Genomic DNA, 16,200 nt, shown 5'->3' with positions numbered 1-16,200 from the left:
AAACAAGATATGGTGCCCATGCGTATATGCGTGTGGGCACCATTTTTAATGCGTCAGTATCCAGTGGATGCCGCGGGCCATGCGTAAGTCGGTTTGGGCAAAGTGATTGCCGGGGTTGAGCTCCAGCGTTGTTGGAATGCCGCGCTCGACGAGCAACGCTTCCATCGCGCGTGTGTCGTCGAGTACATGCCGCATCATGCGGTTGGGCGTCTTGGTTTCCTTTTTGCCGAGTGACAGGTAGACGGCTTGCGGGCTGCCGGCAAAAGGGGCCGTGCTGGCACGGTCGACAAAGTCGGGAAACCATAGCGACCCCGATGCGCTCGCGGCGCGGTCAAAGGCGTCGGTTTGCCAGAGGGACCAGAGTGCGAAGAGGCCCGCGAGCGAGTAGCCGGCAATGCCGCGCCAGGTGGGCGGCTGAGGAAGCGACGACTCGACCTGGGGGATTATCTGATTCAGCAGCTCATCAAGAAAATCGGCAGCTTGGCCGCCGAAAGGCTCGGCATCGCGTACGGTCCCGTCGCATGCCCAGGGGCTCAGCTCGCGATTCCAATCGAGCCCGCCAATGGTGACGAGGGCGAATGGCGGACAGTCGAGCTCTCGGCAACACTTATAAACCTCGCTGCCGTCGCCCACGACCACAGGAAGGTAGATGACAGGCGCGCTTTCCGTATGATTCGAATAAACGGTTATCTGCTTTTGATGCGCTTCCATGACGGGCTTCTCTCAGTGTTGTGATATCGGCAGCCCCAATTGTCGCACGCCAGCGTATGCCGGTTGGGCTAGACCAAAGACAATCTCGTGCATCCCCTGCGGACGCATATGGAAAACGCCACCGCCGGAGGGGAGCTCGGCGGTGGCGTTGTTAAACGGTGCTGGGGTTCGGGGCCTTCGCGGGAGCTGCCATGTGCGCAGAGGCGTCTAAGAACGCTTACGGCTCGCCATGGTGCCTGCGGCGATAGCGGCTGTTCCCGCAAGGACGGTTGCCACGATGGCCGCACCCGAGGTGTCGCCGGTTGCCGCGAGCACGCCGGTAGTCTTGGCTTTCGTGGTTGAAGCCGCAACGGCCTTGGTCGGCTTTGAGCCCTCAGGCTTGGGGTTCTGCTTGGACTCCGCGGGCTTGCTTTCTGCGGGCTTGGTCTCGTCGGGCTTGGGGTCTTCCGGCTTGGCTACCTCGGGAGGTGCGATGGTCGTACTTTTGGCGACTGCTTTGATATAGAGGGAGTCGACCGTGGCGTCGCCCGTGCCGATGGCTTGGCCTGCCTCGTAGATGCCGTCACGGAGCTTGCGATAGTCAATGACCTTGCCGCCTTCGGGCGTCTGGATGGCGGCGTTCTCAATCTTGATGGTGCCGATTGTCTTGCCGTCAGCGCTCATGGCACGGGCAAAGATTGCCGCTGTATCTCCTTCGGCCGTTACCTTGCTGCGGATGATCGAGATGACTGCGGGTGTGACGCCCTCGCTGGTCTGGGCGATGATGCCGATGTTCTCGCCTTGGGGTTCGCGCCTCGTCTCGCCATCTTGGTTTTCGCTGTAGGGGATGGGGCCGTCGCCGTTCTCGACATAGCGGGCTATGGCCTTGACAACGGAGTCGCTGATGTAGATGTGGCCGCCCTTCTCGTTGGGTCGATCGTTTCTGGTGGAGAATGCAGCCGAAACCTCGCCTTCCGCAAACGCGTCCACGGTGGAGCCGTTCTTGACGACGATGTCGTCCTGGTAGGTGAAGAGGGCGTTGGCGCCACCGTATCTGCCTTTACTTGCACGGACCGTCACGTTTGCATGATCGAGGGTGATGCCCTTGTGGGCATAGACGCCATATTCAACACCGTTTACGTTGAGGGAGGCGTTTGTGGCTGCGAGGCTGCCCTTGGCCTCGACGGCAGCGTCTTCCTCGGAGCTTGCCTTGACCTGGCTGCCGTCCGAGATGTTGATATTGTCGCCGCTCCAAAGGGCCTCACCATCGGCTGAGCTTGCCTCGACCGTCCCGCCACCCTTGATGGTGAGGTTCTTGTCGGCTCCAATACCCTTGTCCTTGGTAGCCCTGGCGGTGACGGCTCCGCTGTCGTCAATCGTGATATTGCCGTTTGCCCTGATGCCATCCGATGCACCCGTGGCGTTGACGTTGCCCGAACCTTTGATAGCGAGATCACCTCCGGCATTGATGGCATCAAACCCAGTGCTCGTGGCGTTGACGGATCCGGCTCCGTCGATGTTGATATTACCCGTGGTGAGGATAGCGTCCTCAGTAGATGTCACGCTGAGCGTGCCGCCCTCGTCGCCTTGGATATTGAGCTCGGCATTCTCGTTAGTGCCATGAGAAACGTTGATGCTTTCGATCCATTCGGCAGTGACGATGTTGGTTCCCGAGTAATTCACGTTGAGCTTGCCTGCGGCCTGGATCTCGCCGCCGTTATAGTTGTTGAGCTTCAAGTCGTCGGCGCCGTCCCACGACCAGGTACCGGCCTCGTCGCTCGCCGCGGTGTTGTACTTGTTGCCGCCGACCTTGACCCATTCCGCTGCGAGCGAGACGCTCGGCATGAGCAGCGAGCTCACCGTGAGCGCGCAGGCCAGGCCGCAGACGATGCGGCGCGTCACGCGGCGCCAGCTGCCGTGCGCGAGTCCTATGCGACGGCGAACGTCGGGTTCGGCAACATGGGTTCCGGCGGTAGTGTCATTGCGTTTGGGGGTCGTGAACAAGGCTGCCATGGTTGCTCCCGTTCTCATAGGGCCTATACGACTAGATTCAGCGTATCTGCTGGATGTTGCCGGCGGTAGTGCCGTTTGGAGGGCAAAATGGCCAAAATGGGGGAGAAATAGGCCGCACGCCGGCGCAGGGACCGGCGCTAAAAGAAAAGCGCGGGGCCGCATGGCGACTCCGCGCTTTATTGTTCAGCTTTTGCAGCCTTGCCCTTACGCTACGAAGAAGTAGACGAGGAAGGCAAGGGCCGCGATCCACCCGTCCCGTGCGAAAAAGTGTTTACGAGCGCTTGCGGCTCACCACGGCGCCCGCGGCGATGGCGGCTGTTCCCGCAAGGGCGGCTGCCACGATGGCTGCGCTCGAGGCGTCGCCGGTTGCTGCGAGTTTGCCGGCGATCTTGGCTCCCGTGGCTGCAACTGCAACGGTCTTGGTCGTCTTCGTGCCCTCGGACTTGGAACCCTCGGGCTTGGTCTCGCCTGGCTTCTCCTCGGGTTTGATCTCCTCGGGAGGCGCGATGACCGTGCTCTTGGCGACAGCTTCGTTATAGGGGGAGTCGATCACAGCGTCGCCCGTGCCGATGGTTTGACCCACCACGTAGAAGATGCCGTCATCGAGTTCTTCCTTGTTGCGATAGCCAATGATCTTGCCGCCTGTGGGCGTCTGTATGGGAGCGCCTTCGATCTCGATGGTGCCGATTGTCTCGCCGTCCGCGCTCACGGCAAGGGCGAAGATTGCCGCCGTGTCTCCCTCAGCTGTGACCTTACTGCGGACAATCGAGATGGTCGCGGGCGTGATGCCCTCCTTGGTCCGGGCAAAGATGCCGATGTTCATGCCCCTATGCTCGGGAATGACCGCGCCACTTTGGTCGTTGCTGTAGTGATCGGGGCCGTCGTTACCGGACTCGACATAGCGGGCTATAGCCTTGACAACGGAGTCACTAATGTAGATGTGACCACCCGCTTCGTTGGGGTAGTAGTTTCTGGTGAAGATTGCGGTCGAGAACTGGCCTTCTGCGAACGCATCCACGATCGAGCCGTTCTTGATGACGATGTCGTCCTCGTCGGTGAAGAGGGCGCTGGCTTCATCGTTCCCTGCACTTGCACGGACCGTTACGGTTGCGCCATCGAACGTGATGCCCTTGTAGACATAGATGCCATACCCAACGCCACTTGCGTTGAGGGAAGCGTTCGTGACCGTGAGGCTGTTTTTACCGTCGATGGTGGCGTCTTCCTCGGAGCTTGCCTTGACCTGGCTGCCACCCGAGATCTCGATGTTGCCGTCGGCCCAAATCGCATTGTCTTTGATAGAGCTTGCCTCTACCTTGCCGCCGCCCTTTATGATGAGGTTCTCGTTAGCATCGATACCCTGATCCTCGGTGGCCTTGGCGGTGACGGTTCCGCTGTTGTCGATCGTGATGTTGCCGTCGGCCCTGATGCCATCCGAATCGCCCGTGGCGTTAACGTTTCCCGAGCCCTTGATGGTGACATCGCCCCCGGCATCGATGGCATCGTGCTCGGTGCTCGTGGCGTTGACAGTGCCAGCGCCGTCGATGTTGATGCTGCCGACGGAAGTGATGGCGTCACGAGAAGATGTCACGTTGAGCGTGCTGGACGCGTCGCCCTGAATATTAAGCTCGGCGTTCTCGTTCGCGCCATCCTTAACCTTGATGCCGCGGCCGTCGCCGTTAGTGACGATGTTGTCGCCCTCGTAGCTCACGTTGAGCTTGCCCGCTGCCTCGATCGCGCCGCCGTTATAGCCGTTGAGCTTCATGTCATCGGCGCCGTCCCAGCTCCAGGTGCCGGCGGCGTCTCCCGCGGGCCCCGCGGCCGCTTCGTGGCGGACGCCGCCGACGTCCACCCACTCGGCCGCGAGCGAGACGCTCGGCATGAGCAGCGAGCTCACCGTGAGCGCGCAGGCCAGGCCGCAGACGATGCGGCGCGTCACGCGGCGCCAGCTGCCGTGTGCGAGCAGCGTGCGACGGCACACGTCGGGCTCGACAAAATGGGCTCCAGAGGTTTTGTCATTGCGCTTGGGGGCCGTGAACAAGGCGGCCATGGTTACTCCCATCCTCATAGGGCCTATGCGATTAAGCCCAGCATATCTGCAGGATGTAGCCGGCGGTAGTGCCGTTTGGAGGGCAAAATGTCCAAAACTTGGGAAGCAAAACATCGCGCGTCTGTGCGTTGCCTGGCTTTAAAAGAAAAGCGCGGAGCCGCTCGATGCGATTCCGCGCCTTGTTGTTTTGCTTTAGCAGACTATGCCGCTACGCTACAAAGAAGTAGACGAGGAAGGCGAGGGCTGCGATCCACATGAGCGGCTTGATCTTGGAAGCCTCGCCCTTAAAGAGCGCGACGATCACGTAGGCGATAAAGCCCAGGCCAATGCCGGCAGAGATGGAGTAGGTGAAGGGCACGCCGGCGACAATCATGAACGCCGGGAAACCCTGCGACACGTCGGACCAGTCGATCTCGGAGGCCTCGCTCATCATGAGGTAGCCGACGTAGACCAGAGCACCGCAGGTGGCGGCGCTGGAAACGATGGTGACGATGGGGGAGAAGAACGCGGCGAGAATGAACAGCACGCCGGTGGTGACGGAGGTGAGGCCCGTGCGGCCACCGTCGGCAGCGCCAGAGGTGGACTCGACGAAGGTGGTGATGGAGGAGACGCCCATGAAACCGCCCACAGCAGCGGCGGCGGAGTCGACGATCAGGATCTCCTTGATATTCTCGACGTTGCCGTCGTCGGTGAGGAACTCGCCCTGCTTGGCCACGGCCATCGCGGTGCCCATGGTGTCGAAGAAGTCACTCATGAGCAGAGAGAACGAGATGACGAGGAGCGCGGGGTCGGTAAGGACCTTGACGATGGCGGGCACGCCGCCGGCGTCGGCGATGGGGCCACCGATGCTCGAGAAGTCGAGCGGGGCGATGATACCGGTCGGAGCCTGGGTCACACCTAGGGGGATACCGGCGATGACGGCGACGACGATGCCGATGAGCAGCGAGCCGGGGACGTTGCGGCAGGCGAGGGCGACTGTCACCAGGATGGAGATGATGCCGACGATGAAGGTGGGGGAGGTGATGTCGCCCAGACCGACGAGTGTACCGGCGCCAGCGGTGATAATGCCGGCATCGCACAGGCCAATCATGGCGATGAACAGGCCCAGGCCCACCGAGATGGCGTGACGCAGGACAACCGGGATGGCGTCCATGATGGCCTCGCGCAGGCCACAAAGCACGAGCAGCAAGATGACGACGCCCTCAAGGAAGATGACGCTCATGGCCACGTGCCAGTCACCGCCGCAGACGGTGGTGGTGATTCCGGCGATCATCGCGTTGACGCCTAAGCCCGACGCGCAGGCGAGCGGGCGGTTGGCGAAGATGCCCATGCAGATGGTCATGATGCCGGCGCCCAGGCAGGTGGCGCAGGCGAGCGCTCCCGCATCGATGCCGGCGCCCGAGAGCACCGCAGGGTTGACGGCGATGATGTAGGCCATCGCCAAGAATGTTGTCAGTCCAGCGCGAAGTTCGGTCCCGATTGTGGACTTGCGCTCACTGACGTGAAAAAGTTCGTCCATGCATACCCTTTCCTTGTTCGGCCCCGAGTTTAGGCCGATTGACACGAACTCAACTACTATATCGCCTTTGAAAGGTTGATGTTCCTCGCATGTTGATGTTCGGCGCTTTGTAGCAGACGTACGGTATTTTTCGCATGAAAATGTGTGGGTACCGTATACTTAAGCAGTTACAACGACCCCTATGGAGGAACGTATGATTAAAGAGCTCTGCCACGACGAGGCTATTCTGTCCCAGCGTTGCGAGGTCGCGACCGTCGAGGACGAGTCGGTGGCACAGGACCTGATCGATACCATCAAGTCGCTCGACGATGCCGGCTGCCTTGCCGCCAACCAGATCGGCGTCACCAAGAAGGTCTGCGTCTATCTGGACGACGCCGGCGAGCCCCATGTGCTCTACAACCCCCGTCTGGTGTTTGGCCTGGGTGCCAGCAAGATGGAGGAGAGCTGCCTGACGCACGAGGAGGTCACCAAGTCCACGCGCTATATCAAGTGCAAGGTTGCCTTTGACCAGATTGTCGACGGCAAGATGAAGGAGTGCCGCCGCGACTACGCGGGCTTTGAGGCACAGATGATCCAGCATATGATCGATCACTGTCTTGGAAAGTTGGTCTAAGGGGACCAAAGCACCGCACTTCGTCTCTTTTGGCCCGGGCATGACATTGTTGTCATGTCCGGGCTTTTGTGTTTAGCGCCTTTTTGTTTGGAGACAATGAAATTAGCAAGAACGTAAAGCTAGGAGGCGCTATGTGTACGAGTATTCGATTTACCGATAATTCTGGCCACATGTATCTGGGCCGCAATCTCGACTGGAGCTTTGACTACGGCCAACAGGTTCGCGTGATGCCGCGCGGGTTTCACATTCCGTATTCGTTTATCGACGACGCGACAGCGGCGCACGCGGTGATCGGTATGTGCATCGATTACAGGAACTACCCTATGTTCTTCGATTGCGGCAACGATGCGGGCCTCGCCGTGGCGGGTCTCAATTTCCCGGGTTATGCCGAGTATGCCGAGGGCCCTGTCGACGGCAAGACCAATATCGCGGCCTATGAGTTTCCCCTGTGGGTGGCAGCGACGTTCTCGACGGTCGATGAGGTCGAGGCCGCGCTGCGCGACACGGTGATTGTCGCCAAATCTGCCGGAGAGGGGCTGGGCGTGTCACTGCTCCATTGGATTATCGGCGACAGCCAGCGCAGCATCGTGGTCGAGATGATGGCTGACGGCCTGCATGTATACGACGATCCGGTCGACACCCTTGCCAATCAGCCGACCTTCCCGTGGCATATGGAAAACCTACGCACCTATATCACCGCCACAAGCGATTTTCCGCAGACGGCGACGTGGCGTGGCGCCGAGCTTAAGCCCTATGGAGCCGGTGCCGGCATGCGCGGCATTCCGGGCGATTGCTATTCGCCGAGCCGTTTTGTAAAGGCGGCGTACCTCAATGCCAATTACCCGCAAAAGGAGAGCGAGACCGAAAACGTCGTTCGCATGTTCCGCTCGCTCGAGGGCGTGGTGATGATCGAGGGAGCGTCCAGGATGGGCGATGGCAAGTTCGAGAAGACTATCTACACCGGATGCTTTAGCGCGCGCACGGGCAATTATTACTACGCGATGTATGGGGATCCGTCGATTCGCTACGTGAGCCTGATGGATGCCGAGGGCGCGAGCCCCGATAGGCTCGTGGTTCCCGAGCCGCGCCGTTCGTAGCCGATAGCTTTACTGCAATGCAAAGCGGCCCTGCATCTCCCGTGAGGTGCAGGGCCGCTGTCGTTGATGCGCGACGTCGCTAGAAGTTGGCGTCGTTGAGTTGTTCGTTCTCGAGGCCGTCGAGCTGTTGCTGTTCGGGCGTATCGGCGACGCTCTCGAGCAGCTCGGTGGGATCGACGTTCATGCTCTTGCCGGCCTCGTTGCCGTTGACCAAGTCGTCCGAGAAGATGTCGACCTCCATTTCCTCGGCCTCTTCGATCTGAACCTCGAGCGGCACCTGGGTGCGCACAAGTTTGACGGCCGGGCGCATGCGGGCAAAGAGCGGTACGTACTCAATGATGATGGCCGAGTTCTCGAGACCGTACCAGCGTGCCGGGCTTCCGCAGGCGCGGCGGACGGCGTACTTGATGGCCATCACGCGGTGGTCATTGCGGTTGATGTCCGTTTCGGGGGCAAGCATCTTGCGCAGCATGCAAAAGCGGAAGTCGCCCACGTTACCGCGCGTCTCGTAGATGGAGTAGGTGTGATGTTGCGGCGGCAGCTCGCCCGATGCCATCAAGTCGCCGACGATCTGACGCAGGTAGGCATTAACGCGCTGGTTGACCTTAAAGCCCAGGTCCAGGCGCACGCGGAATAAAAAGTCCGTGCCAAAGGTCTCGACGGAATACTCGTGCATATAGGATTCGTCGGTAACGTGCACGTTGATGAACCAATATGCCTTGGCGCGCTTGGGGTGCTTGTCCAGGATGGAATAGAGCACGTCGCGGTCGAGTGTGAGCGGGTCGGGGCTGTTGGTGAGAAATACCAGATTGTCGGCGAGCACGGGATAGGTCTCGTCGTTGCGCAGGCGGTTGAGCTGGTCGATGTACTTGGAGACGGGCAGCAGGATCGTCTGCGTGCGCTCGATGGCGGTGCCACGGCGCCACACGTACATAAGGCCAAACAGCAGTGCGGCCAGGAAGATCATCACATAGCCGCCGTCAAAGAACATGGTGAGGCACGAGGCGAAGAAGCACAGCTCAATGGCACCGAAGAGCAGGGCGAAGACGCAGGCGCCCAGCTTGTGCTTGAGAATGCCAGCGATATAGCTCGTCAAAAGCGTCGTGGTCATGAGCATGGTCACGGTAATGGCGAGGCCGTAGGCGCTCTCCATGCGCTCGGAGTTTTGGAACAGCAGCACGATGAAGATGCAGCCGACCCACATGATGTTGTTGACGAGCGGAATATAGAGCTGGCCCTTGGTGTCGCTGGGGTAGTGGATGCGCAGATGCGGCATAAGGTTGAGGCGCGTGGCCTCGGATACCAGCGAGAACGAGCCGGTGATGAGCGCCTGCGAGGCAATGATGGCCGCCACGGCCGAAAGCACGATGGCAAAGGGGCGCAGGGGCTCGGGGAGCATCATATAGAACGGGTTGACGATATCCATCGCGAGCATCTGGGGATTGGAATTGTTGGCGAGCAGCCAAGCGCCCTGACCCAGGTAGTTAAGGATAAGCGCCGCCTTAACAAACGGCCAGGATGCGTAGATGTTGGCCTTGCCCACGTGGCCCATGTCTGAATAGAGCGCCTCGGCGCCGGTCGTCGACAGGAAGACGAAGCCGAGCACCATGATGCCCGAGTGGTTGATGGGCGAGAACAGGAACATGACGCCGCGGATGGGGTTGAGCGCGCGCAAGATGGACAGGTTGCCGAGCATGTTGAATAGACCGGCGCCTGCCAGGAACAGGAACCACAGCGTCATGAGCGGACCGAACAGCTTGCCGATTGACGAGGTGCCAGCGCGCTGCATGGCAAACAGGCCGCAGATAATGATGATGGTAATAATGATGACGTTAGTTTGCCCGTCACCCAACAGCGCGTGGCCCCACTCGATGGTGCGCAGACCCTCGATGGCCGTGGTAACCGTGACGGCGGGGGTGAGGATGCCGTCGGCGAGCAGCGCCGCACCGCCGATCATGGCGGGGAGAATCAGCCACGGTGCCACCTTGCGTACCAGGCTAAACAGGGCGAAGATGCCGCCTTCGTTGTGGTTGTCGGCCTTCATGGCGATTACCACGTACTTGACCGTGGTCACGAGCGTCATGGTCCAGATGACGAGCGAAAGCGCGCCCAGGATCATGTCCTCGCTGACGGTACCGATGCCGCCGTTGTTGGCGACGATTGATTTCATGGTGTACATGGGGCTCGTGCCGATGTCGCCATAGACGACGCCGAGCGTTACGAGCAGCATGCCAGCGGAGAGGGGGATGGCTCCGTGCCCGCCTTGCCCGTGCTGGTCTTGGAGGTTTGCCTCCAGTTTATTGTGTGCCACGAGGACTCCCTTAGACATCCGGTTATCTGTCTAGGACAAAAAACTTTATGCCGTCTTTATACATACAAGAGCAGTTTGGCACATCGGGTTATTTTAGACAATAATCCTCAGCTGGGGATTATTTATCTACGCAGGTAGTATTTCAAAGCAGGGGCTTTTAAGCACGTACTGTCTGGGCGATGCCAGCCTTGGCGTTTGCGCGTTTGCCGGCGAGTTCGCAAAAAATCGCGCCGCCGATGATAAACGCGGCGCCCATCAGGCGGACCGGTGTTATGGCTTCGCCCAAAAGGACGGCCGAGAACACGACGGCCGAAAGCGGCTCGAGGTAGCCGACGACCGCGACGGTCTGGACGGGCAGCTTGGCGACGGCACTAAAGTAGAGCAGGCAACCAATGCCGGTGTTGACGACGCCGAGCATGACGACGGCGCGCCAATCAATACTGGCGGCGACGCCGGCGGACAGGAATGAGGGAGCGCCCTGCGTGATGAGCGTGAGGACCAGCGCGGTCACAAAGGCGGCGCTCACCTGGAGCGTGGAGTTCTCGAGGCCTTCGATGTGTGGCGCACCCTTGCTAGCGATGACCATCAGCGCATAGCAAAATGCCGAGGCGATACCGCAGGCGATACCCGCAATGGGCATATTGCCGCCTAGACCTTGTGCTGCAATGAGAAAAGCACCGCAAGCAACGGCGATAAAGCCGGCGATTTTGCCGCCGGTCAGCTTTTCGCCAAAGATGAGCGGGGAGAGCGCCATGACAATGATGGGGCCGCAGTAGTACAGCAGCGAGGATACGCCGACGCCGATCGTCTGATAGGCGCGGAACAGGAAAATCCAGCTGGCGCCCAGTGCGGCTCCCGAGAGAAGGAGTGCTGCGGCTTCGCGGGGACGAGATGGTGCCTGCAACTTATGGCTTTGGGTGATGGCGAGGATGGTGACAAGCGAGAGCGCGCCCAAAAACGTGCGTAGTAGCACGATATCGGAGCTCGGCAGCGCGATGGCAGCGGCGATGATGCCGTTGGAGCCAAACAATAGCAATGCTGCTAAGTACGTAAACAGTCCGTTGTCCATGCGTTTCCGTCCCCTCTATATTCGAGCATGTTCACTATGGGTGAACTGGTAATAGAAGAAAAGCGAATATAATGCATGGCAAACATGATAAAAACGCATGTAAAGGTTGAGGGGTGCCGTGGAAACGAATATTCAAAAGATGCAGGTGCTGCTGGAGACGGTGCGCGCCGGAAGCTTTACGCGTGCTGCCGAGCGCCTGAGCTATTCGCAATCGGGCGTGAGCCGTATGGTGGCCGATCTCGAGGCCGACTGGGGCTTTAAGGTGCTCGACCGCAGTCGCGAGGGCGTAGTACTTTCTGCCGATGGACGGCAAGTTATGCCTGCGGTTGAGGCGTTATGCGAGGAATTCGTTCGCTTGCAGCGACGGGTGGATGAGATGCGCGGGCTCATGCGCGGTAAAATCTGCATCGGTACGTTTTCGAGCGTGGCGACCCACGTGCTGCCGCCGGTGATTGCGCGCTTTCGCGCCGATCACCCGGACGTCGATTACGAGTTGCTGATGGGCGATTACTCAGAGATTGAACAATGGGTGGCAGAGGGCCGCTGCGATCTGGGCTTTATCCCGCGTGAACCCCGAGAAAACGGCATGGCATCGCGGTCTTTGGTGCGCGACGAGTTGATGGCGGTAGTGCCGGCGGACTCTTTGCTTGCCACGGCGGAGGTCGTTTCTCTTGCCGATTTAGCCAACGAGCAGTTTATTCTGCTAGAACGAGGCACCGATGATGAGATTACGCCGCTGTTTCGCCGCGCAGGCCTGGCGGTGCGCTCTAAGCTGTCGACCTGGGATGACTATGCGATTATGGCTATGGTCGAGGACGGCCTGGGCGTGAGCATTCTTCCCGCGCTCATCTTGCGCCGCTGCCAGTTCGATGTTGCCGTGCGCCCACTCGAGGGGCATCCCCATCGGCAGATCAACGCCATATATCGAACGGCCGATGTTTCGCTTGCTGCCGCCCGTTTCCTCGAATACCTCTAAACGTGTGCGTGTCATTGTCCGCTTTGGGCAAATCTCAGAGTCCGGCGCATTTTCTTATGAAATTGAACTTCCCGATAATGCGCCGCGCTATACTGCTGCCTAAATTGAACCCAGGTTCAATTCGTGTTCTATAAATTGAACTTTGCCAGCAAGGAGGTTCTAGTGGCCCAAGAGACGTTTAGCGATCGCCTGCGACAGGCTATGTCCGATCGCGACGTTCGCCAGTCGGACGTGATCCGCGCATCGGAGATGCTCGGCAAAAAACTCGGCAAGAGTCAGATGAGCCAATATGTGAGCGGCAAGACGATCCCGCGGCGCGATGTGGCTGAGCTGCTCGCCCGTATTATGGAGGTCGATGTTACCTGGCTGCTTGCCGGCGACGCCGATCAAGGCGAGGCATCATCACCCCGCAACGATTCCAAGCCCGAACCCCATCCCTCAGCTCAAATTGCAAGGAGCACCACCATGCGTACTTTTTCTAAATCCACCAAGCTCGATAACGTCCTGTATGACGTGCGCGGCCCCGTCGTCGACGAGGCCGCCCGTATGGAGGACGAGGGCGAGCGCATCCTCAAGCTCAATATCGGCAACCCGGCGCCCTTCGGTTTCCGCACGCCCGATGAGGTCATCAAGGACATGCGCCAGCAGCTGCCCGACTGCGAAGGCTATTCCAACTCGCGTGGCCTGTTCTCCGCGCGCAAGGCGATCATGCAGTATTCGCAGATCAAAGGCCTGCCCAACGTTCAGATGGAGCATATCTACACGGGCAACGGCGTGTCCGAGCTCATTCAGCTTTCGATGAACGCGCTGCTCGACAATGGCGACGAGATTCTGATCCCCAGCCCCGACTATCCGCTCTGGACGGCGTGCGCAACCCTTGCTGGCGGTCATCCCGTACATTATCTGTGTGATGAGCAGGCGGATTGGTATCCCGACCTGGAGGATATGGAGTCCAAGATTACGAGCGCGACCAAAGCCCTCGTTATCATCAACCCCAACAACCCCACGGGTTCTGTCTATCCGCGCGAGGTGCTCGAGGGCATCGTCGAGATTGCACGCAGGCATCAGCTGATGATCTTTGCCGATGAGATCTACGACCGCCTGTGCATGGACGGCTACGAGCACGTCTCGATTGCCTCGCTCGCCCCCGACCTGCCCTGCGTCACCTTTAGCGGCCTTTCCAAGTCGCACATGATCGCGGGCTATCGTATTGGCTGGATGGTGCTTTCGGGCAACCAGCGCTGCATGAGCGACTTCATCATGGGCGTCAACATGCTCTCTAACATGCGCCTGTGCTCCAACGTGCCGGCCCAGTCGATCGTCCAGACGGCACTCGGTGGCCATCAGTCCGTCAACGACTACATCCGTCCCGGCGGCCGTGTCTACGAGCAGCGCAACTTTGTGTATGAGGCGCTCAACAAGATCGACGGCATCTCGGTGGTTAAGCCGCGTGCGGCGTTCTACATCTTCCCCAAGATGGATGTTAAAAAGTTCAACATCACCGATGACGAGCAGTTCGCCCTCGACCTGCTGCACGAGAAGAAGATTCTGATCACGCGCGGCGGCGGCTTTAACTGGGCCGAGCCCGATCACTTCCGCATCGTGTACCTGCCGCGCATGGAAGTGCTCAAAGAGTCCCTCGAAGACCTCGCCGACTTCTTTGACCATTACCGCCAGAGCTAGTGGGATAGAAGTTCCGCACTATGAAAAGCTCCCTGCAGTTGCTTTGCTGCAGGGAGCTTTCTTGAATCGGCGGAACTAAATAACGATCCCGTTGCAGTGGTCGATTTCGTGCTGGATGATCTCGGCGGTGTAGCCCGAGAAGTTTTTGATGCGGTGGACGAAGTTCTCGTCCAAATACTCAACCTTAATGCGGCGATAGCGGGTACAGGGACGCTCGCCGATCAGCGAGAGACATCCTTCGCTCGTCTGATAGGCATTGACCTGCTCAAGAATTTGAGGGTTGTACATCAGGAGTGTCCTGTTGCCGTCCTTTACGCAGATGATGCGTTTGCGCACGCCGATCATGTTGGCGGCGAGGCCCACGCACTCGCGCTCATGCTCGTGGAGTGTATCCAGGAGATCCTGCCCGGTTGCGGCATCGTCGGGTCCCGCGTCTTCGGAAGGCAGACGCAAAAAGAACTCGGATTTCATGATGGGCTTAATCATGGCGGCCTCCTCATGTCTTATGCTTTCGTGGACTTTTAATAATAGCGCGGAAGGAAAGCTGCGCGTCCGCGTTACAATCTTTCGATGTTGGACCATGTTGCCAGATTCGTCGTGTACGGCGTCTGGCGTAAGTCTAGGGCTCATTTTTCGCCCTGGACTGTTCCTCTGGGGCGATGCGACTGTCGTTCCAAGAGGAAGGAAATGCATGGGGAGCAAATCTCAGCAACAAGTTCAAGCAACGCCATCGGCCACTGCGGCGCTTCTCGTCGTTATGTATATTGCAGCCTTTGTTGCCGCGTTTAACGAGAACATCATTAACGTGGCGTTGCACGACATTATGGCAGCCTTTTCGGTGAGTGCCACCACGGCGCAGTGGCTCGTTTCGGGCTACATGATCGTGACGTCGATCTTTACGGCCATCATGGCCTTCCTGTCCGGCCGTTTCTCGACGCGCAAGCTGTTGTTTTTCGCATGCGGATGTATGGTCGCCGGCGAAGTCCTGTGTCTGATCGCTCCGTCGTTTAGCGTTTTGCTACCAAGTCGTATTTTGCAGGCTGCGGGATCGGGCATCTTGTTCCCGCTCATGATGAACGTGGTGCTGTCTTGCGCCCCGCGCGAGAAGCTCGGTCTGTATCTTAGCCTGGGCGGTGCCTGCATTACGCTAGGGCCGGCGTTTGGACCCGTAATCAGCGGTCTTATGTGCACGTTGTTCGGCTGGAGGGCGGTGTTCGTAGTGCCGCTGGTGGGCGGCATTGTGGTCGCTGCGGCGGGCGTTAAGCTTGTTCAGAATGTCGGAGAGCGCTCGAGCACCACGCTTGATATTCTGTCGGTTGTTTTGCTCGCCGCCGGCATTACGGCATTCGTGTATTCCGTAGGCGAGTTCTCGACCAATCCGATTGCCGGCATCGTGGCGCTTTTCGCCGCCATTGTGCTGCTCGGCCTGTTTGCGGCCCGTCAGCTCAAGCTCGAGCATCCGGTGCTTAACGTGCGTCCCATGGCGAGCGTTCGTTTTTGGCCCGCGTGCCTGCTTGTGGTGGTGTCGATGATGACGACGTTCTCGATGAGCGTTTTGTTGCCGCTCTATTTTGAGGGCGCATACGGCATGACCGCACTTGTTGCGGGCTTGCTCATTTTGCCGGCGATTGCCTGCAATGCTGTGACCTCGATTGTGGGCGGACGCGTGATGGACGCCCGTGGCGCATGGCCGCTGCTGCCGGTCGGCTTTGCCCTGATTGCTGTGGGGCAGACTGCAATCTCGATGACGGCCGCAAGCATGAACATCGGCCTCGTCGTGGCGCTGACCGTTGTGGTGTATGCCGGAGTCGGTTTGGTGCTGAGCCCCTCGCAAACGGCCGGCTTGGAGACGCTGCCTGTCGCTGAGCATCCTCACGGAACAGCATTGCTCAACACGTGGAACATGATTGCCGCATCGTTTGGCCCGTCGCTGTTTATCGGCCTGCTCTCGAGTTCTGCGGCGACTGCCGGCGCCGCTGGCGTTGCGACCGACGTTGCCCAGGCGATTGGATTTGCGGCAGCCGTGCGTGTGGCGGCTGTAATTGCCGTGGTCGGATTTGTGGTATCGGTTGTGTACGCTCGCCGCGAGTCGCACATGTCGCATTAATGTGTGCACATAGATTCTGCAGCTAGATTGGATGACGACACCATAAACTAATGGACGTTTTGCCGAGAGGCATGA

Annotated in this window: 12 protein-coding genes; 5 read left to right on the top strand and 7 right to left on the bottom strand. The window is 59.4% G+C overall.

Features of this window, described 5'->3' with window-relative positions; genetic code table 11:
• Window positions 1–45: 45 nt before the first annotated feature.
• The 4 genes from ACESUZ_RS00350 to ACESUZ_RS00335 all read right to left on the bottom strand — a co-directional run bounded on the left by ACESUZ_RS00350 (window position 46) and on the right by ACESUZ_RS00335 (window position 6,269).
• Window positions 46–711 carry an alpha/beta hydrolase gene (locus tag ACESUZ_RS00350; RefSeq protein WP_117716506.1) on the bottom strand — a complete coding sequence of 222 codons (666 nt, stop codon included), beginning with the start codon at window positions 709–711 and terminating at the stop codon, window positions 46–48.
• A 207-nt stretch (window positions 712–918) separates the two neighbouring features.
• On the bottom strand, window positions 919–2,703 hold the full coding sequence (locus tag ACESUZ_RS00345; protein WP_161115311.1) for a carbohydrate-binding domain-containing protein: 1,785 nt from the start codon (window positions 2,701–2,703) through the stop codon (window positions 919–921).
• Between the two features lie 271 nt (window positions 2,704–2,974).
• Entirely contained in the window at window positions 2,975–4,750 is a 1,776-nt protein-coding gene (locus tag ACESUZ_RS00340; protein ID WP_373197944.1) for a hypothetical protein, read from the bottom strand.
• Window positions 4,751–4,958: 208 nt separating this feature from the next.
• Entirely contained in the window at window positions 4,959–6,269 is a 1,311-nt protein-coding gene (locus ACESUZ_RS00335; RefSeq protein WP_138375321.1) for an NCS2 family permease, read from the bottom strand.
• Between the two features lie 193 nt (window positions 6,270–6,462).
• On the opposite strand from ACESUZ_RS00335, the gene ACESUZ_RS00330 reads away from it, so the two are divergent.
• Window positions 6,463–6,882 (top strand): peptide deformylase, encoded by a 420-nt coding sequence (locus ACESUZ_RS00330; RefSeq protein ID WP_035137017.1) that lies wholly within the window; start codon window positions 6,463–6,465, stop codon window positions 6,880–6,882.
• Window positions 6,883–7,013: 131 nt separating this feature from the next.
• On the top strand, window positions 7,014–7,979 hold the full coding sequence (gene bsh, locus ACESUZ_RS00325; RefSeq protein ID WP_195240203.1) for a choloylglycine hydrolase: 966 nt from the start codon (window positions 7,014–7,016) through the stop codon (window positions 7,977–7,979).
• Between the two features lie 79 nt (window positions 7,980–8,058).
• Here bsh and ACESUZ_RS00320 read toward each other — a convergent pair whose 3' ends face one another.
• Together ACESUZ_RS00320 and ACESUZ_RS00315 are read right to left on the bottom strand one after the other, a co-directional pair.
• Window positions 8,059–10,308, bottom strand: a complete 2,250-nt coding sequence (locus ACESUZ_RS00320; protein WP_373197943.1) for a KUP/HAK/KT family potassium transporter — start codon at window positions 10,306–10,308, stop codon at window positions 8,059–8,061.
• A gap of 139 nt (window positions 10,309–10,447) precedes the next feature.
• Window positions 10,448–11,359, bottom strand: a complete 912-nt coding sequence (locus ACESUZ_RS00315; RefSeq protein ID WP_215673334.1) for a DMT family transporter — start codon at window positions 11,357–11,359, stop codon at window positions 10,448–10,450.
• A gap of 118 nt (window positions 11,360–11,477) precedes the next feature.
• Between ACESUZ_RS00315 and ACESUZ_RS00310 the strand changes: the two genes are divergently transcribed.
• Window positions 11,478–12,335, top strand: a complete 858-nt coding sequence (locus ACESUZ_RS00310; protein WP_226812551.1) for a LysR family transcriptional regulator — start codon at window positions 11,478–11,480, stop codon at window positions 12,333–12,335.
• A 201-nt stretch (window positions 12,336–12,536) separates the two neighbouring features.
• Window positions 12,537–14,018, top strand: a complete 1,482-nt coding sequence (locus ACESUZ_RS00305; RefSeq protein WP_373198140.1) for an aminotransferase class I/II-fold pyridoxal phosphate-dependent enzyme — start codon at window positions 12,537–12,539, stop codon at window positions 14,016–14,018.
• A 75-nt stretch (window positions 14,019–14,093) separates the two neighbouring features.
• Here the strand turns inward: ACESUZ_RS00305 and ACESUZ_RS00300 are convergent, their stop codons facing one another.
• Window positions 14,094–14,504 (bottom strand): peptide deformylase, encoded by a 411-nt coding sequence (locus ACESUZ_RS00300; protein ID WP_343006603.1) that lies wholly within the window; start codon window positions 14,502–14,504, stop codon window positions 14,094–14,096.
• Window positions 14,505–14,775: 271 nt separating this feature from the next.
• Here ACESUZ_RS00300 and ACESUZ_RS00295 point away from each other — a divergent pair, with 271 nt between their 5' ends.
• Window positions 14,776–16,125 (top strand): MFS transporter, encoded by a 1,350-nt coding sequence (locus tag ACESUZ_RS00295; RefSeq protein WP_373197942.1) that lies wholly within the window; start codon window positions 14,776–14,778, stop codon window positions 16,123–16,125.
• Window positions 16,126–16,200 lie beyond the last annotated feature (75 nt).

The sequence above is a fragment of the Collinsella aerofaciens ATCC 25986 genome (genome assembly GCF_964239575.1).
Lineage (GTDB): Bacteria > Actinomycetota > Coriobacteriia > Coriobacteriales > Coriobacteriaceae > Collinsella > Collinsella aerofaciens_BQ.
The sequence above is the reverse complement of the archived record's forward strand: the minus strand, read 5'-3'. Positions and strand labels throughout refer to the sequence as shown.